Raw genomic sequence first — 18,318 nt, 5'->3', positions numbered from 1 at the left:
GACGAATGCGGCGGTGGGAGAGCTTTTAGCACAGAACGCGCATGAACGATTATGGAGTACGACGATTCCGAGCGCGCGGAGGCGGTGGCGGCCCGCGTCCGCGAGTTCGTAGACGAGACGGTGATTCCCGTCGAACGCGACCTGCTCGGCGATGGACCGATAGGCGACGATCAACTGGCCGTCCTGCGAGAGGAAGCCCGCGAACGCGACATCTACGCGCCGCAGATTTCGACCGAGTACGGCGGGATGGGGATGCAGTTCCGCGACGTGCTCCCGGCGTTCGAGGAGGCTGGGCGGAGCCTGCTTGCCGCGCCCGCCATCCGCGTCGACGCGCCCGACGAGGGCAACATGCACACCTTCGAACTCGTCGCCACCGAAGCGCAGAAAGACGAGTGGCTCCGGCCGCTCGTCGACGGCGATATTCGCTCGGGTTTCTGCATGACCGAACCGATGCAGGGCGGCGGCTCCGACCCGAAGATGCTCAAGACCGAGGCGAGACAGGAGGGCGACGAGTGGGTCATCGACGGCCACAAGTGGTGGACGACCAACGGGTTGGAAGCGGATATCTTCCTCGTGATGGCTCGGACGGATTTCGACGCCCACCCCTACAGCGGCTGTTCCATCATCCTCGTCCCGGCGGACACGCCCGGCGTCGAGATCGAGCGCGGGATTCCACACATGGCCGACGGCCTGCTCGGGACGAGCCACGCCGAGATCAAGTTCGAAGATGTCCGCGTGCCCGTCGAGAACCTGATGGGCGAGGAGAACGAGGGCTTCTCCATCGCCCAGCAACGTCTCGGCCCCGCGCGTCTGACCCACTGTATGCGCTACTCGGGGATGGCCCAGCGGGCACTCGACGTGGCGAAAGCCTACACGAGTGAGCGCGAGGCGTTCGGGTCGCCGGTCGCCGAGAAACAAGGTATCCGTTTCGCCGTCGCGGAGGCCGAGACCGAACTCCACGCGGCGCGCTGCATGGTCCGACACGCCGCCGACCGCATCACCGCAGGTGACGAGGCCAGAATCGAAGTGTCGATGAGCAAGCTCTACACCTCGAACGTCGTCCAGGAGGCCATCGACACGGCGATGCAACTGTGCGGCGCGAACGCGGTGGGCGAGGACCTCCCGCTCGCTGACTTCTACCAGAACGTCCGGCAGTTCCGCTTCGTCGACGGCGCGGACGAGGTCCACAAACGCGTCATCGCCCGCGACGCCTTCTCCGACGTCGACGACTCCGAACTGGCGAACGTCACGAGGTACGGGGAGTAACGGCCGTGACGACTTCTCTCGGCCTCTTGCTCCCGGACGTCTCCGCGGAGTCGCCGGCGTCGGTCGCCGAGCGTGCGGAGGAGCTCGGCTACGACGCCGTCTGGGTGAGCGAACTCTGGGGTACTGACGCGTTCGTCCAACTCGGCGAACTCGCGATGCGGACCGAGACGGTCGACCTCGGCACCGCCATCGTCAACGTGTTCTCGCGCTCGCCCGCCGTCGTCGCCATGGCCGCGGCGTCGGTCGACCGCCTCGCGCCGGGGAGAGTGACGCTCGGCGTCGGTGCGAGCACGCCGAAAGCGATCGAAGACCTCCACGGCATCGAGTACGACCGACCGGTCCGCCGCGTCCACGAGACGGTCGAACTCGTGAAGGCGTATCTGAGCGACGCCGACACCGTCGACTACGACGGAGACATCTTCGAGGTGGCGGACTTCCCCGGCCTCGACGCCGACGTGCCGGTGTACAACGCGGCGCTCGGCCCCGCCAACAGGCGCGCGACCGGCCGCGTCTGCGACGGCTGGATTCCGCACAACATCCCCTTCGAGGGGCTCTCGGAGGCGTTCGAGGTCGTCGCCGACGCGGCCCGGGAGATCGGGAGAGACCCCGAAAACATCGCCGTCGCCCCGTACGTCCCAGCGGCGGTCGCGGCCGACGAGACGGAAGCGTACGACGCCGTCCGCGGCCACCTCGCCTACTACGTCGGCAGCGGCGAGGGCTATCGGCGAGCGGTCGCCACCGAATTCCCCGACGAGGCCGACCAGGTGGCGAAAGCGTGGCGCAGCGGCGACCGCGCGGCCGCCAGCGACGCCGTCACCGACGAGATGGTCGATGCGCTCGGCGTCGCCGGAACCCCCGACGCGGCCCGAAAGCGATTGGAGACGATCCTCGACCTCGACGTGCTCGACCGGCCGATGCTGACCGTGCCGAGACAGGCCGACGACGACCTGACGTTGCGCACGATAGAAGCGCTGGCTCCCGCGAACCGGTAACTGCGCGGCGGTCAGTTTCACCTCCTGACGACCGTTTCCGGAACCCGACCAGCTATCGGCCTCCGTGCAGGCTGTCACCACATGACTGAACACGTCAGTTACGAGTTCGCCGACGGCCTGAGCACGATTCGACTCGACCGACCCGAGAAACTGAACGCGATGACGTTGGATATGTGGGACGCCGTCGCCGACGGAGTGCGGCGTGCCGACGACGACGGCGCCCGCACGATCGTCCTCACCGGCAACGGCCGCACGTTCTGCGCTGGCGACGACATCGAGTCGCTCGCCGACATCGAGAACCCGCGAGACGCCCGCAAACTCGCGGATACGGTACTCGGCTGCTTCGGCGCTATCGAGCGCTCGCCGGTCCCGGTCATCGCGAAGGCGAACGGGTCGGCATACGGCGGCGGCTTCGAGTTACTCATCTCGGCGGATCTCACGGTCGTCCCGAACGACGCCGTCTTCGCGCTCCCCGAGACGCGCATCGGCGCGTATCCCTTCTACGGCGCGAAGCGGCTTGCCCGCCTCGTCGGTCGCCAGCGCGCGGCCGACCTCGCGCTGACGGGTCGAGAACTCGGTGCCGGGGAGGCCGTCGAGTGGGGCCTGTTCGCCAGAGCCGTCGACGAGAGCGACCTCGACGACGCCGTTTCGGACGTCGTCGCGGCGCTCAAGCGCTCCTCGCCCGCGTCGCTGGAGACGACGAAGACGTGGCTCAACGCGTCGCTGCGCTTTGCGGGCGAGGACGAGGCGATGCGAAACGGTCTCGGCTACCTCTTCTCGGGACCCGACGCCCGCGAGGGGGCGCGCTCGTTCCTCGAAAACCGAGACCCCGATTTCGTCGCATGAGTCCGGAGTCCGCCTCGACACCGAGGTTTATGCTCCCCTGTTCGAATCGGCATGGTATGAGCACTCAACCCACGGCACGCCGACCGACCCGACCCGACTCGATCGCCCCGACCGAACGGAGGAGAGGCCGATGACGACGTACGAACGACTCCGCGATTCCTTCTCGTGGGACGATGTCTGGGACGGCTTCGACTGGGACGGCCCCGAGCGGTTCAACGTCGCCCACGAGACGGTCTGTCGGCACGTCGGCTCCGGACCGGCCGTCTACTGGGAGGGCGCTGCGGAGGGCGAGCGCGAGACGCTGACCTACGCCGACCTCGACGAGCGGAGCGCACAGGTCGCCAACGCCCTCGAATCGCTGGGCGTCGACCGCGGCGAGCCGGTGGCGACGCTCGTGCCCCGACTCCCCGAACTCTACCCGACGTTTCTGGGCATCTGGCGGCGCGGCGCAGTATACGTGCCGCTGTTCACCGCGTTCGGGCCGAACGCCATCGAGGTCCGCGCGGCCGATGCGGGCGTGAAGACGGTGTTTACCACGACCGACTATCGCGAGAAGATCGCTGCTGTCGAGGACACGGTGGGAATTGAGAACGTCGTCGTCATCGATTGCGAGGGCGATGGAGCCGACGCCAGCGACGACGGCGACGGCGACGACATCGGCAACGGCATCGGCGGCGACGACCTCGACTACGAGACGCTCGTCGGTGACCAGTTCACGACGTACGAGACCGCCGAGACCGCCGCGGACGACCTCTGCACGCTGGAGTACACGAGCGGGACGACCGGGCCGCCGAAGGGCTGTGAACTCACTCATCGAGTACTGGCGGCGCTCTACCCCTACCTGCAGTGCTCGATGGACCTCGGCGACGACGAGACGGTGTGGGGCGCGGCCGACCCCGGCTGGATGTACGGGCTGTTGACGGCGGGCATCGCCCCCGTGAGCGCGGGGGTCCCGAATGTCCTCTACGAGGGCGAGTTCGACCCCGAGGCGTGGTACGGGGTGATGGAGCGCTACGGCGTGACGAGCCTCGCGACGAGCCCGACCGCCTATCGCGGGCTGCTGGCCGCCGGCGACGCCCACGAGTCGTACGACCTCTCGCTGCGGAAGGGGAACAGCGCGGGCGAGCCGCTGAATCCGGAGGTGATGCGGTGGTTCGACGAGGAGCTCGGCGTCACCGTCTACGACCACTACGGCGTCACCGAGTGCGGGATGGTCGCGGGCAACCACCACGCCTGCGAGATGGACGTCAAACCGGGGAGTATGGGCCGACCGCTCCCCGGCTTCGACGTTCGCGTCGTCGACCCGGAGACGGGTACCGAAACCGACGCCGACGAGGTCGGCGAACTCGCCGTCGCTCGCGGCGAGTCGACCTACTTCCGCGGCTACTGGAACGAACCGCAGAAGACCGCCGCGGCGTGGGTCGAACGCGAGGGCCGGGAGCTGTTTCTGACCGGCGACGCCGCCGAACGCGACGGCGACGACTACCTCTGGTTCGTCGGCCGCGCCGACGACGTTATCCTCTCGTCGGGTTACCGCATCGGCCCCTTCGAGGTCGAGAGTACGCTGCTCGAACACGAGGCCGTCGCCGAGGCGGCCGTCGTCGGCGTCCCCGACGAGAAACGCGGCGAACTCGTGAAGGCGTACGTCGTCACTACTGAGGGAACCGCTCACGACGACGAGTTGGCCGCTTCGATTCGGGAGTTCGTCCGCGAGCGACTCGCCAAACACGCCTACCCCAGAGAGATCGAGTTCCTCGACGAACTCCCCAAGACGTCGAGTGGGAAGATTCGCCGCGTCGAACTCCGCGAAGACGAAGCGTAGCACCCGACCGGAGTCGGCTCGTGGACCGTCAGGGAACCACGACGAGTTTCCCGAGGAAGCTCTCTTCACGGACCCGCCGATGCGCCTCCGCTACCTCGTCGAAGCCGTACTCGCCAGCGACTTCGACGCGCAGGAGGCCGTCCGCGAGCAGGCGGTCGACCCGTTCCAGCGGGTCGGCGAGTCGCGGCGCGTTGTACATGCTCATCAGGTGGAACTGCAGTTCCTTTCCCCCAGCGGCGGGGACGTTCGTGAACCCGGCTTCCAGATGCCGGTTGCGGAAGAGGACGATGCGGGCGTACGGCGCGGCGACGTCACAGTCGAACTGGAGGTAGCGTTCGAGCATGTGGTCGACGACGACGCTCGGGCCGCCCTCCGTCGCTTCGACGACCGCCGACTGGAGGTCGTCGCGCCGGTAGTCGAGTACCGTCCGCGCGCCCAGGTTCAGAAGGTTGTCGTGGTACCGCTCGCTCGCCGTCGTGACGACCCGCGAACCCGACGCGGCGGCGATCTGCACCGCGGCGTGGCCGACGCCGCCGCTGCCGCCGTGGATGAGGCAGTACTCGGCCGGTTCGAGCGCCGCGTGGTCGACGACGGCGCGCCACGCGGTGACGGCGGCGACGCCCGCCGCGCCCGCCTCCACGAACGACACGCCGTCCGAGAGGTGTGCAACTCTGTCCGTGGGCGCGGTGACGTACTCCGCTGTGCTACCGTAGCGGTCGTTTCCGAGGCCGGTGCCGAACACCCGGTCGCCGACGTCGAAGCCGTCGACTCCTGCGCTCACCTCGTCGACGACGCCCGCGAAGTCGACGCCGGGGACCATCGGGAGCGTGAACGGTTGGTACGACCCGTCTCGGAGGTACGTGTCGACGGGATTGACGCCCGCGGCCTTCAGTTCGACTCGAATCTCGCCCTCGCCCGGAATCGGCTTCTCCACCTCGTCGACGCGGAGCACGCCCGGGCCGCCGTGTTCGTGGTACCGTATCGCACGCATGAGCGGCTATTGGCTCCGGAGGTGAAAAGTGAGTCCCTCGATTCTCTTCGTTCCGTCGCAGTCGTCTCTTCGTTCCGTCGCAGTCGTCACAGTCGTCGCTTCGGAGACGCTATGCCGCTCGGAAGTAGAAGACGCCCTCGCGCCGTTCGACGAACTCGACGGGGTCGTCGGGGCCGACTCCGGGGTTGTCTTCGATTCGGGCAGTCACCCGCACGGACTCCGCGCCGCCGACGTCGACGACGGCCACCTCGAACGGTTCCTTGCCCTGCTGGCCGGACCCCGGGACCCGAATCGTCGTCCGCGCGTACACCGTCCCGTTCCCGTCGAGTGGCGCCTCCTCGAACGTCTCGGACCCGCACTCGCGGCAGACGTACGCTTCGTGGCCGTAGAGCAGACTGCAGTCGGGACATCGTGTCGCCGGAAATCGCGGAGGCGACGGCGACTCAGACATGCGACGGCCCTCCGAGCACCGTAACGGTGCTCACCGCACCGCTGCCGCCGAGGTTGTGTGCCAGTCCGACCTCGGCCCCGTCGACCTGATTCTCGTGTTCGCCAAGCAACTGCAGACACACCTCGTAAACTTGGCCGATACCTGTCGCACCGACCGGGTGACCCTTCGCAAGTAATCCGCCGCTCGGGTTGATTGGGAGTTCGCCGTCGACGGCGGTTCGACCCTCCGCGACGGCGGCCGCGCCCTCGCCCTTCTCGAAGAAACCGAGGTCCTCGGAGTCGCCGATTTCGGCGGCCGAGAAGCAGTCGTGAAGCTCGACGACGTCGACGTCCGACGGGGAGAGACCGGCCGCGTCGTACGCCTCCTCGGCGGCGAGCGTCGTGGCTTCGAGCGTCGTCAGGTCGTCGTAGCGGTAGGCGGCGCTTCGGCCCGTCGCGTGACCGCTGCCGAGTACGGGTATCGGCGCGCTCGTGAACGACTCGGCGACCTCCGCGGACGCGAGAACGACCGCCGCGCCGCCGTCGGCGGCGGGACAGCAGTCGTAGAGGCGAAGTGGGTCCGCGACGAGTCGCGATTCGACGACGTCCTCGACGGTCACCGGCGACCGGAACCGCGCACGCGGGTTCGACGCGCCGTTTCTCCGATTTTTCACCGAGACGGCGGCGACCTGTTCGCGAGTCGCACCGTACTCGTACATGTAGCGGTCGAGCACGAGGCCGTAGAAGCCCGGAAACGTCAGCCCGGTCGCCCCGTCGGTGCCGTGGTCGGCGGCGCTGCCGAGCGCGCGGGTGAACTCCGGCGTCTCGGCGTTCGTCATCCGTTCGACGCCCGCGACGACGACGATGTCGTGGACGCCGGTCCGAATCGCCTGATACGCCTGTCTGAACGCGATGCCCGAACTCGCGCACGCGCCTTCGGTTTTCATCGTCGGAATCCCCGAGAGGCCGACGCTGTCGGCGACGAGCGGTGCGAGCGTCTCCTGTCCCTCCAGCATCCCAGCGACGAAGTTACCGAGGTACAGCGCGTCGACGTCCTCTCTGTCGATGTCACAGGAGCGTAGCGCCCGCGCGACCGCCGTGATTCCGAGTTCTTTGATGCGTTCGTCGCGGACGCCGAACTCGGTCGAGCCCATGCCAACGACACACACGTCATTCATTGTCGGTGTGTCCGTGGGCTCGGTTCTTAAGCGTCACGTCGCCGGTCATCCGAGTCCCGTTTAGTGGTTCTGAACTGACGACTCTCGCGGGAAAGCCCGGGACGACAGCAGAGCATATCAAAATTCGAACACACGTCTCAATTTTCTGTCCTCTGTGGTGAGATACCATGCCAAACCATTATATACCAATTATTCATTCGGGACTGTAGCGTATGGCACTTACTGACCCGATTAAACGATTAGGCGAATGGTTTGCGGATATCGCGATGGAGTACGTTCCGGATCCGTACGTTCTCGTCATCGTACTCACGTTCATCGCGGCGGTGGGCGCGCTCCTGGTCGGCACGTCGCCGACGGGTGTGATGGACGCGTGGTTCGGCGGCGTCTGGACGCTTCTGGTGTTCATGGCGCAGTTCTCGCTGACGCTGATGGTCGGTGACGCCATCGCGAAATCGCCGGCGGTGTCGAGGCTGTTGCAGCGAATCGCCGGACTGCCGAACTCGCAGTTCTCGGCCGTCGCGCTCACGTCCTTCGTCGCGATGCTCGCCGGCCTCATCTCGTGGGCCATCGGTCTCATCGTCGGTGCGGTCATCGCCCGCCAAGTCGCCTTTAGGGGCAAGGAGAAGGGGCTCAAACTCCACTATCCGCTTCTCATCGCTGCGGGCTACACCGCACTCATGATCTGGCACTCCGGCATCACCACGTCGAGCGGACTCATCATGGCGGACCCCGCCGCCATCCCGTCGACGTTCCCCGAGTACGCTCAGGAGGGTATTCCGCTGAGTGAGACCATCGGGAGTCTCGTCAACATCGTCACCGTCGTGTTGATGCTCGCGGTCATCCCGCTGGTCATGGGGAGTCTCCACCCGGAGGGAACCGAGAAGATAACCGAACTGCCCGACGACGTTTACGACGAGATCTCGAACGGACTCCAGACGACAGACGACACCCCCGACCCCGGCGTCGCCACCGACGGCGGCGTCGCTGCGCAGGCACAGCCACAACCGCAGACACGGACGACGGTGGCGGACCGACTCAACCACTCGCGGATACTCGGGTTGATTATCGCGCTGTTCCCGGCGTACTACTTTCTCTCCGACGTTCTCCAGAGTGGACTCGGTGCGATAAACCTCGACACCATCAACGCGTTCTTCATCTTCTGCGCCATCGTGCTCTGGGTGACCCCGAAGCGCATCGTCAACCAGATGGACGACAGCGTCAAGAACGTCGCCGGGATTCTCTTCCAGTTCCCCTTCTACGCGGGTATCGCCGGACTGCTCACCGGGACGGCGCTCGCCGCCGTCATCTCGGGCTTCTTCGCGGACATCTCGACCCCGCTGACGTGGCCGGTGCTCGGGCTCATCAGCGCGGGTATCGTCAACGTGTTCGTCCCCTCCGGCGGGGGTCAGTGGGTCGCACAGGGACCGATTCTCCTTGAGACGACTCGGGAACTGGGTATGCCGCTGTACACCGCCGTCGTCATCGAGATGATGGGCGACCAGCTGACGAACATGATCCAGCCGTTCTGGGCGGTGCCGGCGCTTGCGCTGGCGAAACTGCGCGCCCGCGACATCCTCGGCTACACCACCGTCGCGATGGTCGCCGGGTTCATCATCATGGCCATCACGATGACGCTGTTCCTCGGCATGGGTATCGGCGCGTAGTCGTCGAACCGACGCGTTTTCGTCTTCGTTTTTGACTCCCGTCCGTCGAGAGGTGTCGCCCGGAATCGGGTCGGCGACCCGTCGGGCGACTAACGCTTAATCTCCCGGACGACGTACGCTCTGCCATGAGTTCCGACGACGAGACGCCAGGGCTGATGACGAAAGCCTATCGGACAGTGACGCCGGGATACAAGAGTCACCCCGACACCGAGATGAACGTTATCGGTCTGACGTACGCGCTGCTTTTGGTGATTCTCATCGTCCCGCTCCTGCCGTTCATGGTGATCGTCTGGCTTCTCACGCGCGTGTTCGATCGAATCGAGCGACGCCGGGGGAGTGACGAGACGGAGACGGACGTGTAGTAGCGCGGCGACCGACTCCGACGACGCTTACTTGCCCAGACCCAACAGGTCGAACGGGTAGCCGTTGTCGTTCTCGTCGGCGTGCTCGTAGACGACGTGCGCGGCGGCGACGTCCTGAATCGCCAGACCCGTCGAGTCGAAGACGGTGATGCCGTCGTCGGCGGTGCGACCGTCCTTCTTGCCGACGACGATCTCACCTATCTGGCCGTAGATGTCGTCGTCGTCGAGGACGCCCGCGTTGTACGGGACGTTGATCTCGCCGGAGTGGGTCGTCTGCTCGTAGTCGTCGATGACGAGTTTCGCGTCGAGGAGCACCTCGTCGGCGAGTTCGTGTTTGCCTTCGGCGTCGGCACCCATCGCGTTGATGTGGGTGTGGTCGCCGACGGCCTCGCGAGGGACGATGGGCGACTCGACGGGCGTCACCGTCGAGAGCACGTCACAGGACGCGGTCTCCTCGATGCTACCCGCGCGGATGTCGAACTCCTCCTCGAAGGTGTCGAGGAAGCGCGCGACGCGCTCCTCGTCGAGGTCGGAGACGACGACTTCCTCGATGGGTCGAACTTCGGAAATCGCCCGCAGTTGCGTGTACGACTGGACGCCCGCGCCGACGATTCCCATCGACGTGGCGTCCTCGACGGCGAGGTGATCGGTGGCGACGGCGGCGGCCGCGCCGGTGCGCTGCATCGTCAACTCGGTGCCGTCCATGATGGCGAGCGGGAACGCCGTCTCGGGGTCCGAGTAGATCATCGTCCCCATGACGGTGGGAAGGTCGTGGTCGCCGGGGTTGTCGGTGTGGACGTTCACCCACTTGATGCCCGCGGCGTCCCACTCTTTCGCCTCCAAGTACGCGGGCATCGACCGGAAGTCGCCGTTGTACTGCGGCAGGTCGATGTAGGACTTGGGGGGCATCTGCGCGTCGCCGCGCTCGTAGGCGGCGAAGGCGTCCTCGATTGCCCGGATGAGTTCCGGCATCCGGGCGTTGTGGTGTACGTCCTCGCTGTTGAGGAGCAGCGTCTTCATGCGCGCAAATTTTGCGGAGCGCCTATTTAGTTACTGCTAAGCTTCGACGGGGTCGGTGGGACTTACGACTCCGAGGCCTCGGCGACGACCGCACGTCTGGAAGGCATAGCCGCCACTACTCGGAAATCCGGAATATGTCTACTGTCCGAAGAATTTGGAGTCGATTGAACGGCGGTACCACGGGCGGAAGTCGTCCAGTTCACTCACCGTGAGGGCCGTCAGGCCCGAGCGGGCCGAGTCGCGAACGGAAGTCGCGGAGCGACTGAAGTGAGCGACGAGTGCTTTTGGTCGAGCTTTTACCGAGCGAGGGCGGCGAAGCCGCCCGAGTGCAGCGTAAAAGGTCGTCTTACATTGCACCGCCCATGCCGCCCATACCGCCCATGCCACCCATGCCGCCGGGTGCGCCGCCTTCCTCGTCGTCGTTGCCGCCGGTCGAGAGGTCGCCCGCGGCGATGATGTCGTCGATCTTCAGCACGAGGTTCGCGGCCTCGGTGGCAGACGAGAGCGCCTGCTCCTTCGCGTGGGCGGGTTCGACGATGCCCGCCTCGAAGGTGTCCTCGACGTCGCCCGTGAAGGCGTTCAGACCGGCGCGCACGTCGCCGTCCTCGTGGGCCGCGCGGAGGTCGACGAGCGTGTCGATGGCGTCGAGACCGGCGTTCTCGGCGAGGACGCGCGGGACGAGTTCGAGCGCGTCGGCAAACGCCTCGACCGCGAGCTGCTCGCGGCCGGAGACCGAGTCGGCGTAGTCGCGGAGTCGGGAGGCGAGTTCGACTTCGATAGCGCCGCCGCCGGCGAGCACGCGGCCGTCGGAGACGGTGGTGGCGACGACGTCGAGCGCGTCCTTGATGCCGCGCTCCAGTTCGTCGACGACGTGGTCGGTGGAACCGCGGAGCAGCAGCGTCACGCCGTGGGCGTCCTCACCCTCGACGTAGAACAGTTCGTCCTCCTCGTCGCGGCGGACCGAGCCGAAGCCGAGGTCGGCGTCGCCGATGTCGTCGAGATCGGTGACGACGCTGCCGCCGACGACGTTCTTGAGGAACTCGATGTCGGACTTCTTCGTCCGGCGAATCGCCAGCACGCCCTGTTTGGCGAGGTAGTGCTGGGCGAGGTCGTCGATACCCTTCTGACAGAAGACGACGTCAGCGCCGGAGTCGACGATCTGGTCGACCTTCTTCTTCAGCTGTTCCTCCTCCTGGTCGAGGAACTGCTGGAGCTGGTCGGGGCTGTCGATGCTGACGTTCGTGTCGACGCCGGCCTCCTCGACCTCGATAGCCTCGTTGAGCAGCAGGATGTCCGCCTCGTCGAAGTCGACGGGCATGTCGTCGTGGACGGGGTCTTTGTTGATGACCGCGCCGCGGAGCAGTTCGGAGTCGCCGGCGGAGCGACCGGTCTGCGTCTCGATCTTGACGTTCTCCATGTCGACGACGTGCGAACCGTCGTTGGCCTCGACGGTGACCTGCTGGACCGCGCCGACGACGAGGTTCGCGAGCACCTCCTTGTTGAGTTCCGCGCCCTTGCCCGTCATCGAGGTCTCGGCGACCTTCTTCAGCAGTTCTTCGTCGTCGGGATCGACTCGCGTCGCGATGTTGTCGACTTCCTCACGCGCCTTCTCGCTGGCGAGGTTGTAGCCTTTGATGACCGCCGTCGGGTGGATATCCTGTTCGAGGAGGTCCTCGGCGTTCTTCAGGAGTTCGCCCGCGATGGCGACGGCCGTCGTCGTTCCGTCGCCGGCCTCGTCCTCCTGGGTCTCGGCGACTTCGATAATCATCTCGGCCGTCGGATTGTCGATGTCCATCTCTTTGAGGATGGTGACGCCGTCGTTCGTGACGGTGACGTCGCCCATCGAGTCGACGAGCATCTTGTCCATCCCCTTCGGGCCGAGTGTGGAGCGGACGGCCTCCGCTACCGCGCGGGCGGCGCGAATGTTGTACGCCTGCGCGTCGCGGTCCTTGACGCGCTGGGAATCCTCTCCGAGAATGATCATCGGCTGACCCTGTTGCATTCGCTGGCTCATAGTCGACCGGTGATTGTTTGTGATTCTATAAAAAGGTTGCGTACGAGAGCTACCACACACCACGAGAACCGCCAACACCCATCTATCGAAAACACACGGACAGAGACTCCTCGCCGGTGACTACTGTACCATGTTAGCACAAAACTCGAATCGACACGTGGGACGTAATATCCGGCATTTATATATGAACTGTAACTCGTGGAGCGTCGCCGTCCCGCCCGTCCGACGGACGCACGGCTCGGCCGTCGAACTGCAAAGAAATGCGTGCCGCAATCGGGCTCCGTCTACTGCTCTCGGCCGTTCAACGCGTAGAGGTTGAGAACGTCTTCGTCGAGTTCCTCCACGTCGTCGTAAAGTTCCGGTTCGTCGTCCACGTCAAGCGTCCGTACTTCCCGCCGAGCGAGGTGGTGCTCCAACTGTGAACGCTTGTTTCTGCCCTTCCTCTCGCGGCCGCTTTTCGTGTCAGGCATTTCGTGTTTGTGATTGTCTGCCACCCGTATCAACCTTTCCCTACGACAGTTGTCGTATCCGTTCGATAACTGGTGTGGAGGCGCGGCTATCTGGCCGGTAATCTACTTCTGGCCGGTAGTATACTGTTCGTCAGCCGAGGAGCGAACCGATTGCTCGCCGTCCCGCTTGCGACGAAGTGAGAGACGGTACCCCCGTTTACAGCGTAACTCGTTTCCCGTCTTCGGGGACGGAGATGTTCTCCGTCTTCGACTGCAGTTCGTCGCGTGAGAGCAAGTAGTGGTTGATCGCCTCCATATTGATTCGCCCTGCGCGAACTGCGCTTCACCACCGTTGAGCACGACCACGTCGGGTTCGAATCGGTCGAGCGTCTGTTCTACGGGGTCGTACCAAATCGTATCCCCAGCGACGTACAGTATCAAATCCCCGCGGCAGTCGTTTCCGACTCACGGATTCGCTCACACCGCTACGCGTTGCTCGCGGCGTTGTTCGTCGTAAAACGCCAGGACAGGGATTTGAACGACGCGAGACGATCGCCTCGTTTCACTCGGCGCTGCGGCTCGCTAGCTCAAATCCCTACAGTCGTCGTTCACGATTCAACCGTCTGTTGCGCGGCGATAAACACCGCGCTATGTGGTCGAATCGGTAGAAACGCCAGGACAGGGATTTGAACCCTGGATCCCAGAGGGAACACGCTTTCCAGGCGTGCGCCTTACCACTCGGCCATCCTGGCTCGCATCGGATTTTGGCCGGTGTCTCGTTTAAACCCTTCCTTTCGTACTGCCCGACAGGACTACGGTATCACAGTACGAACGTCAGACGATGTCAACGCTCACTTCCGAAGACGAGGGAAAAGTGCTGGTCGACGCCGCAGGCGAGAAACTCGGTCTCGTGAAATCCGTCGAGCAAAACGTCGCCTACGTCGACCCCGACCCAGGTATCACCGACGCGATTATGGCAGTCTTCGGCCGCGAAGACGCCGACACCGACGACTTGGCCGTCGAGGGAGAGTACATCGAGACGGTGAGCGAAGGCGAAATCCGCCTCCGAGAGAACGTCTGAACCGGTTCGCGGTTACCGCCTCGCGAGCAACCGCCGTTCCGTGACGTAGGAGACGCCCGCGGCGACCGCACCGACGACGACCGCAACGCCGACGCGCGCGAGAACGCCGAGCGGCAGTCGCCCGACCACGAGGTCGTACCCCTGCACGAGTACGAGGAACGCGAAGAACCCGACCAGTCCCCAGAGGAGACTCGACTTGACGCGTCGGTTCACTCCACCGACGCGATGGCCTCGATCTCGACACCGACGCCCTTCGGGAGGTTCGCGACCTCGACGGCGCTTCGCGCGGGCGGCTCCTCGTCGAAGTACGTGGCGTACGTCTCGTTCATCTCGTCGAAGTCGTCGATGTCGCCGAGGAACACCGTCATCTTCAGTACGTCTCCGGCATCAGCGTCTTCGGCGGCGAGAATCGCCATGACGTTGTCGAGCGACTGCTCGGTCTGCGCCGCGATGTCGGCGTCGTCGAGTAGTTCGCCGTCGGGGGTCAGCGGAATCTGCCCCGCGGTGAAGAGGAGAGAACCGTTGGTCGTCGCCTGACTGTACGCGCCGACGGCGGCGGGCGCGTCGTCCGTGCTGATGATGCGCTTCATGTTCGGGGCGTCGTGGGCCGACGACTTAATACGCCGGGACCCGGCGACCGGGACGCAGGGTCTCCGTCTCAGACGACGATACGCCCCGTCGTGAATGCCTCTCGCTACGCGCTCGTCGTCGCTGTTGGCGTCGTGCTCGCGGTCGTCGTCCCCGTCTCAGTCGCTCTCAGCGCGCATCCGCTCCTCGGGTCGTCGCGATAGGGACGGACCACGGCGCGTTCGCTCCTTCAGACGAGTACTTCCACTTCGTACCCCCGCTCGCGAATCCCGGCGAGCAGTTCCTCGACGTGGTCCGGGCCGCGCATCTCCAGATCCAACTCCACCTCGGTGTCACTCATCCCGATGTCGCGCGAGGTCCGGTCGTGGCGGATGGCGTAGATGTTCGCCTGCTGCTCGGCGACGATATGGATGAGATCCTCCAGCGCGCCCGGGCGGTCCTTGAGCACGGTTCGAATCTTGAGGTAGCGACCGGTTTCGACCAGTCCGCGGAGGATAACCGTCGTGAGAGTGTTGAGGTCGATGTTGCCGCCGCAGAGCGCCGGAACGATGGTCTCGCCCGCCTCGTAGTCGAACGTGTCCGAGAGCAGCGCCGCGAGCGCAACGGCTCCCGCCCCCTCGACGAGCGTCTTGCTCCGTTCGAGCAGATACATCAGCGCGACCGCGATCTCCTCGTCGGAGACGGTGACCACCTCGTCGACGCGCTCGCGGATGACCTCGAACGGGGCCGTGCCCACGTTTCGCGTCGCGATACCGTCGGCGATGGTGTCGACGCTCTCTAGCTCGTGAATCTCGCCTTTCTGCAAGGAGTCGGCGACGCTCGACGCACCTTCGGCCTGAACGCCGACGACGCGCGCGTCGGGCTTCTTCGCTTTTATCGCCGTGGCGATGCCGGAGATGAGGCCGCCGCCACCGATGGGGACGACGACGGTGTCGAGGTTCGGGCAGTCTTCGACGATTTCGAGGCCGATGGTGCCCTGCCCGGCCATCACGTACTCGTCGTCGAAGGCGTGGACGTACGTCCGGTCCTCGGCCGCCTCTATCTCGTTGGCCTTCGCCTGCGCGTCGTTGTAGTCGACGCCCGAGAGCACGACGTCGCCGCCGTAGCGTTCGGTGGCTTTCACCTTCGAGATGGGCGCGTACTGCGGCATCACGATGGTGGATTCGACGCCCGCACGAGTGGCCGCGAGCGCGACGCCCTGCGCGTGATTACCGGCGCTGGCGGTGACGACACCGGCCTCCTTTTCCTCGTCCGAGAGCGTCACGATGCGGTTCGTCGCGCCGCGAATCTTGAACGACCCCGTACGCTGGAAGTTCTCCAGTTTCAGATGCACGTCCGCCCCGGTCATATCCGAGAACGTGTGCGAGTACTCCAGCGGCGTGTGACGGGCGACTTCGTTCACCCGCTCGCGGGCCGCCAGAACGTCCGACAGAGAGAGCATACCCGAGATACCTGTCGGTGGTTGTTAATCGTTTATCCTTAGGGGAAAGGGGAATGCACGCGTGACGTGCAACTTCGGTTATGCGGTGGGTGTATATAAACGTCAGGCACGCGCGGTGAAAGTGAAAGTGCAAGACTGCGTCGACTTCGAGCGCCCGTCAGACGCTCGTCGGCCGCTCGTCTGTCACGAGCACATGTTGAACAAATATCAACTTTTGACGCTCGTGGAACCATCCGGAACCCTCATTCGAGTTCGTGTATCCGCACGTCGTGGTCGACGACGTATCGACGGACGCGCGCTTCGAGGGGACCGTCGCCCGGCCACGAGACGGACTCCTCGGCGTCGAGGCGCTCCGGGTCGCCGACGTACACGGCCACGTCGTCGGGGCGTTCCCCGTTTCCGTCGTCGCCTTCGACAGCGTCTGTCTCGCTCGCGGAAACCTGCGCAACCCGCGGCACCGCGACGCGGACGTACAGTCCGGCGTCGACGCCCTCGTAGCGGTCGAGCGCCGCTACGTCGTCGGTGCGGAGCAGTCGCCCCGCCACTTCGCCGCCAGGAGCGAGCGTCGGGTAGCGTCCGGAGACGGGGTGTAGTCCCGAGAGTCGGGCGGGACCGACGAAGACGTACGAATCGACGACTTGGGCGACGCGTTCGGGGTCGGTGAGCGTCCCGTAGACGAAGACATCCATGCGGGGAGGAGTACCGGCAGCCACTTCCCCCTTCGGGGAGCGTAACACCGGTTGCGTCCTCGTCTCCGTATGCGCGGAGACGACGAGGGACGGCCGTGAGTCTGTGGCGGCGACTCCGACCGGTCTGGCGGCGAGTGCTCTCCTTGGCGTGGCCGGTGATGGCCGAGCAGACGTTCCGGACGCTGATGCGGACGACGGACGTCATCGTGACGGCGCTGTTCTCGCCGGCGGCCGTCGTCGCCATCGGTCTCGCGGATCTCTACGCTCGGTTTCCCCTCCGAATCGGACTCGGTCTCGGCGGCGGGGCCATCGCGCTGTCGAGTCAGGACACCGGCAGCGGCGCGACGGCGAGCCGTGACGAAGCCATCACGCAGGCGCTGTTGATGGGTGCGCTCACCGGAATTCCGTTCGCCGTGTTCGGCCTCCTCTTCGGTGAGTGGGCGATTTCGATACTCGGTGCCTCCGAGCGGGTCGCCGAACTCGGCGGGGAGTATCTCGCGCTCGTCTTCGCCACCGCGCCGGCGCGCCACGTGGCGCTCATCGGCGCGCGGTCGTTACAGGGCACCGGCGATACGAGAACGCCGATGTACATCAACGTGTTCGCGAACGCGCTCAACATCTCCGGCACCGCCGTGCTCGGTCTCGGTCTGTTCGGCTTTCCGGAACTGCGCGTCTTCGGCGTCGGTATCGCGACGGCTGCCGCCAACGTCGTCACGGCGGTTCTGCTCCTCCTCGCCATGTGGAGCTCGTGGAGCGAGGCGTCGTTCGCGAGGCCCCGGGACCCGGTCATCGCCCGACAACTCGTCGAGGTGAGCGTCCCGCGCATCGCCGAGGGGTTCGTCGCTACGCTCGCGGAGTTTCCGTTCAACTCGCTGCTGTTGGGCTTCGGCACCGCCGTCAACGCGGGTTTCCAGATCGGTCGCCGGATGTACCAGCAGGTGACCGGCCCGCTCTCGCGCGGTTACAGCGTCGCTGCGAGCGTCGTCGTCGGGCAGGCGCTCGGCGACGGCGACCCCGACCGAGCCAGATTCGAGGGGTGGGCCGTCGCGGCGCTCGGCGTCGCCACCGTCGGCGTTGTCGGCGTGCTGTTACTCTTCGGTGCGGGGTGGTTCGTCCGCCTGTTCTCCGAGGATCCCGAGACGGTCCGGTACGCGACGAACTTCGCTCGGGTGTACGGACTCTCGGGATGCGTCCTCGTCGTGTTCGTCGCGCTCTCGGGGGCGTTACAGGGTGCCAGCGAGACGCGGACGCCGTTTCTCGCCCGCGCGAGCGGGATGCTCGGGTTCTTCCTCGGGTTCTCGTGGGTCGTCGGCGACGTGCTCGGCTACGGCCCGGTCGGTGCGTATCTGGGCATCGGGCTGAGCTACCTGTGGATGGCGCTCGTGGTCGCCTGGAGCTTCCGCCGGAGCGACTGGGCGAGTCGAGCGGCCCGGATGATGGCCGAACGCGGGAGCGCGGCCGAGGGCTGACGGCCCCTGTCGACCGT

The 18,318-nt window shown here is 65.7% G+C and carries 18 protein-coding genes, 1 tRNA gene and 1 pseudogene; 8 read left to right on the top strand and 12 right to left on the bottom strand.

Annotated elements, in window-relative coordinates:
- Window positions 1–51 precede the first annotated feature (51 nt).
- The 4 genes from LAQ74_RS13310 (at window position 52) to LAQ74_RS13295 (ending at window position 4,926) form a co-directional block, all read left to right on the top strand.
- Window positions 52–1,266, top strand: coding sequence for an acyl-CoA dehydrogenase family protein (locus LAQ74_RS13310; RefSeq protein WP_224333017.1), 1,215 nt, complete (start codon window positions 52–54; stop codon window positions 1,264–1,266).
- Window positions 1,267–1,271: 5 nt separating this feature from the next.
- Window positions 1,272–2,258: an LLM class flavin-dependent oxidoreductase gene (locus LAQ74_RS13305; RefSeq protein ID WP_224333016.1), complete on the top strand. Its 987-nt coding sequence runs from the start codon at window positions 1,272–1,274 to the stop codon at window positions 2,256–2,258.
- Between the two features lie 81 nt (window positions 2,259–2,339).
- Entirely contained in the window at window positions 2,340–3,104 is a 765-nt protein-coding gene (locus tag LAQ74_RS13300) for an enoyl-CoA hydratase/isomerase family protein (RefSeq protein WP_224333015.1), read from the top strand.
- 130 nt (window positions 3,105–3,234) lie between these two features.
- On the top strand, window positions 3,235–4,926 hold the full coding sequence (locus LAQ74_RS13295; protein ID WP_224333014.1) for an acetate--CoA ligase: 1,692 nt from the start codon (window positions 3,235–3,237) through the stop codon (window positions 4,924–4,926).
- A gap of 28 nt (window positions 4,927–4,954) precedes the next feature.
- Here the strand turns inward: LAQ74_RS13295 and LAQ74_RS13290 are convergent, their stop codons facing one another.
- The 3 genes from LAQ74_RS13290 to LAQ74_RS13280 form a co-directional block, all read right to left on the bottom strand.
- Window positions 4,955–5,917 (bottom strand): NADPH:quinone reductase, encoded by a 963-nt coding sequence (locus tag LAQ74_RS13290; protein ID WP_224333013.1) that lies wholly within the window; start codon window positions 5,915–5,917, stop codon window positions 4,955–4,957.
- A gap of 109 nt (window positions 5,918–6,026) precedes the next feature.
- The gene (locus LAQ74_RS13285) at window positions 6,027–6,368 is read right to left on the bottom strand and encodes a Zn-ribbon domain-containing OB-fold protein (protein WP_224333012.1); all 342 of its coding nucleotides are present in this window, start codon (window positions 6,366–6,368) and stop codon (window positions 6,027–6,029) included.
- Window positions 6,361–7,524, bottom strand: a complete 1,164-nt coding sequence (locus tag LAQ74_RS13280; protein ID WP_224333011.1) for a thiolase domain-containing protein — start codon at window positions 7,522–7,524, stop codon at window positions 6,361–6,363. Before LAQ74_RS13280 ends, LAQ74_RS13285 begins: the two co-directional genes overlap by 8 nt.
- 212 nt (window positions 7,525–7,736) lie before the next feature.
- Between LAQ74_RS13280 and LAQ74_RS13275 the strand changes: the two genes are divergently transcribed.
- Window positions 7,737–9,188: a short-chain fatty acid transporter gene (locus LAQ74_RS13275; protein ID WP_224333010.1), complete on the top strand. Its 1,452-nt coding sequence runs from the start codon at window positions 7,737–7,739 to the stop codon at window positions 9,186–9,188.
- A 125-nt stretch (window positions 9,189–9,313) separates the two neighbouring features.
- Entirely contained in the window at window positions 9,314–9,550 is a 237-nt protein-coding gene (locus LAQ74_RS13270; protein WP_224333009.1) for a DUF7535 family protein, read from the top strand.
- A gap of 27 nt (window positions 9,551–9,577) precedes the next feature.
- On the opposite strand, the gene LAQ74_RS13265 is transcribed toward LAQ74_RS13270, so the two are convergent.
- The 5 genes and pseudogenes from LAQ74_RS13265 to LAQ74_RS13245 form a co-directional block, all read right to left on the bottom strand.
- Window positions 9,578–10,570 (bottom strand): ornithine cyclodeaminase family protein, encoded by a 993-nt coding sequence (locus LAQ74_RS13265; RefSeq protein WP_224333008.1) that lies wholly within the window; start codon window positions 10,568–10,570, stop codon window positions 9,578–9,580.
- 346 nt (window positions 10,571–10,916) lie between these two features.
- Entirely contained in the window at window positions 10,917–12,554 is a 1,638-nt protein-coding gene (gene thsB / locus LAQ74_RS13260) for a thermosome subunit beta (protein WP_224337274.1), read from the bottom strand.
- 314 nt (window positions 12,555–12,868) lie between these two features.
- Complete coding sequence (locus LAQ74_RS13255) at window positions 12,869–13,054, bottom strand: hypothetical protein (protein ID WP_224333007.1); 186 nt, start codon at window positions 13,052–13,054, stop codon at window positions 12,869–12,871.
- Window positions 13,055–13,250: 196 nt separating this feature from the next.
- Window positions 13,251–13,480: pseudogene (locus LAQ74_RS13250) on the bottom strand (MBL fold metallo-hydrolase); the annotation flags it as partial.
- A 224-nt stretch (window positions 13,481–13,704) separates the two neighbouring features.
- A tRNA-Ser gene (locus tag LAQ74_RS13245) sits at window positions 13,705–13,785 on the bottom strand.
- A gap of 89 nt (window positions 13,786–13,874) precedes the next feature.
- Between LAQ74_RS13245 and LAQ74_RS13240 the strand changes: the two genes are divergently transcribed.
- On the top strand, window positions 13,875–14,114 hold the full coding sequence (locus LAQ74_RS13240) for a PRC-barrel domain containing protein (RefSeq protein ID WP_224333006.1): 240 nt from the start codon (window positions 13,875–13,877) through the stop codon (window positions 14,112–14,114).
- A 12-nt stretch (window positions 14,115–14,126) separates the two neighbouring features.
- Here the strand turns inward: LAQ74_RS13240 and LAQ74_RS13235 are convergent, their stop codons facing one another.
- The 4 genes from LAQ74_RS13235 to LAQ74_RS13220 all read right to left on the bottom strand — a co-directional run bounded on the left by LAQ74_RS13235 (window position 14,127) and on the right by LAQ74_RS13220 (window position 16,832).
- A complete protein-coding gene (locus LAQ74_RS13235) occupies window positions 14,127–14,327 on the bottom strand; it encodes a DUF7981 family protein (RefSeq protein ID WP_224333005.1) in 201 nt (66 codons plus the stop codon).
- Complete coding sequence (locus LAQ74_RS13230) at window positions 14,324–14,704, bottom strand: Rid family detoxifying hydrolase (RefSeq protein WP_224333004.1); 381 nt, start codon at window positions 14,702–14,704, stop codon at window positions 14,324–14,326. Before LAQ74_RS13230 ends, LAQ74_RS13235 begins: the two co-directional genes overlap by 4 nt.
- 227 nt (window positions 14,705–14,931) lie before the next feature.
- Window positions 14,932–16,143, bottom strand: a complete 1,212-nt coding sequence (gene ilvA / locus LAQ74_RS13225) for a threonine ammonia-lyase (RefSeq protein WP_224333003.1) — start codon at window positions 16,141–16,143, stop codon at window positions 14,932–14,934.
- Between the two features lie 242 nt (window positions 16,144–16,385).
- The gene (locus LAQ74_RS13220; RefSeq protein WP_224333002.1) at window positions 16,386–16,832 is read right to left on the bottom strand and encodes a gamma-glutamylcyclotransferase family protein; all 447 of its coding nucleotides are present in this window, start codon (window positions 16,830–16,832) and stop codon (window positions 16,386–16,388) included.
- A gap of 158 nt (window positions 16,833–16,990) precedes the next feature.
- Here LAQ74_RS13220 and LAQ74_RS13215 point away from each other — a divergent pair, with 158 nt between their 5' ends.
- On the top strand, window positions 16,991–18,301 hold the full coding sequence (locus tag LAQ74_RS13215) for an MATE family efflux transporter (RefSeq protein ID WP_224337272.1): 1,311 nt from the start codon (window positions 16,991–16,993) through the stop codon (window positions 18,299–18,301).
- The last annotated feature ends 17 nt before the right edge of the window (window positions 18,302–18,318 follow it).

It is taken from the genome of Haloprofundus halobius, assembly GCF_020097835.1.
Classification (GTDB): Archaea; Halobacteriota; Halobacteria; order Halobacteriales; family Haloferacaceae; genus Haloprofundus; species Haloprofundus halobius.
This window is presented reverse-complemented; position numbering and strand designations above follow the sequence as displayed.

Bases quoted from the DNA above. Each gene is read 5' to 3' on its own strand.
- ilvA (WP_224333003.1), bottom strand. From the start codon at position 16,143: ATGCTCTCTCTGTCGGACGTTCTGGCGGCCCGCGAGCGGGTGAACGAA.
- LAQ74_RS13265 (WP_224333008.1), bottom strand. From the start codon at position 10,570: ATGAAGACGCTGCTCCTCAACAGCGAGGACGTACACCACAACGCCCGG.
- LAQ74_RS13215 (WP_224337272.1), top strand. From the start codon at position 16,991: ATGGCCGAGCAGACGTTCCGGACGCTGATGCGGACGACGGACGTCATC.
- LAQ74_RS13300 (WP_224333015.1), top strand. From the start codon at position 2,340: ATGACTGAACACGTCAGTTACGAGTTCGCCGACGGCCTGAGCACGATT.
- LAQ74_RS13255 (WP_224333007.1), bottom strand. From the start codon at position 13,054: ATGCCTGACACGAAAAGCGGCCGCGAGAGGAAGGGCAGAAACAAGCGT.
- LAQ74_RS13270 (WP_224333009.1), top strand. From the start codon at position 9,314: ATGAGTTCCGACGACGAGACGCCAGGGCTGATGACGAAAGCCTATCGG.
- LAQ74_RS13310 (WP_224333017.1), top strand. From the start codon at position 52: ATGGAGTACGACGATTCCGAGCGCGCGGAGGCGGTGGCGGCCCGCGTC.
- LAQ74_RS13290 (WP_224333013.1), bottom strand. From the start codon at position 5,917: ATGCGTGCGATACGGTACCACGAACACGGCGGCCCGGGCGTGCTCCGC.
- LAQ74_RS13280 (WP_224333011.1), bottom strand. From the start codon at position 7,524: ATGAATGACGTGTGTGTCGTTGGCATGGGCTCGACCGAGTTCGGCGTC.
- LAQ74_RS13230 (WP_224333004.1), bottom strand. From the start codon at position 14,704: ATGAAGCGCATCATCAGCACGGACGACGCGCCCGCCGCCGTCGGCGCG.
- LAQ74_RS13240 (WP_224333006.1), top strand. From the start codon at position 13,875: ATGTCAACGCTCACTTCCGAAGACGAGGGAAAAGTGCTGGTCGACGCC.
- LAQ74_RS13285 (WP_224333012.1), bottom strand. From the start codon at position 6,368: ATGTCTGAGTCGCCGTCGCCTCCGCGATTTCCGGCGACACGATGTCCC.
- thsB (WP_224337274.1), bottom strand. From the start codon at position 12,554: ATGATCATTCTCGGAGAGGATTCCCAGCGCGTCAAGGACCGCGACGCG.
- LAQ74_RS13275 (WP_224333010.1), top strand. From the start codon at position 7,737: ATGGCACTTACTGACCCGATTAAACGATTAGGCGAATGGTTTGCGGAT.
- LAQ74_RS13220 (WP_224333002.1), bottom strand. From the start codon at position 16,832: ATGGATGTCTTCGTCTACGGGACGCTCACCGACCCCGAACGCGTCGCC.
- LAQ74_RS13295 (WP_224333014.1), top strand. From the start codon at position 3,235: ATGACGACGTACGAACGACTCCGCGATTCCTTCTCGTGGGACGATGTC.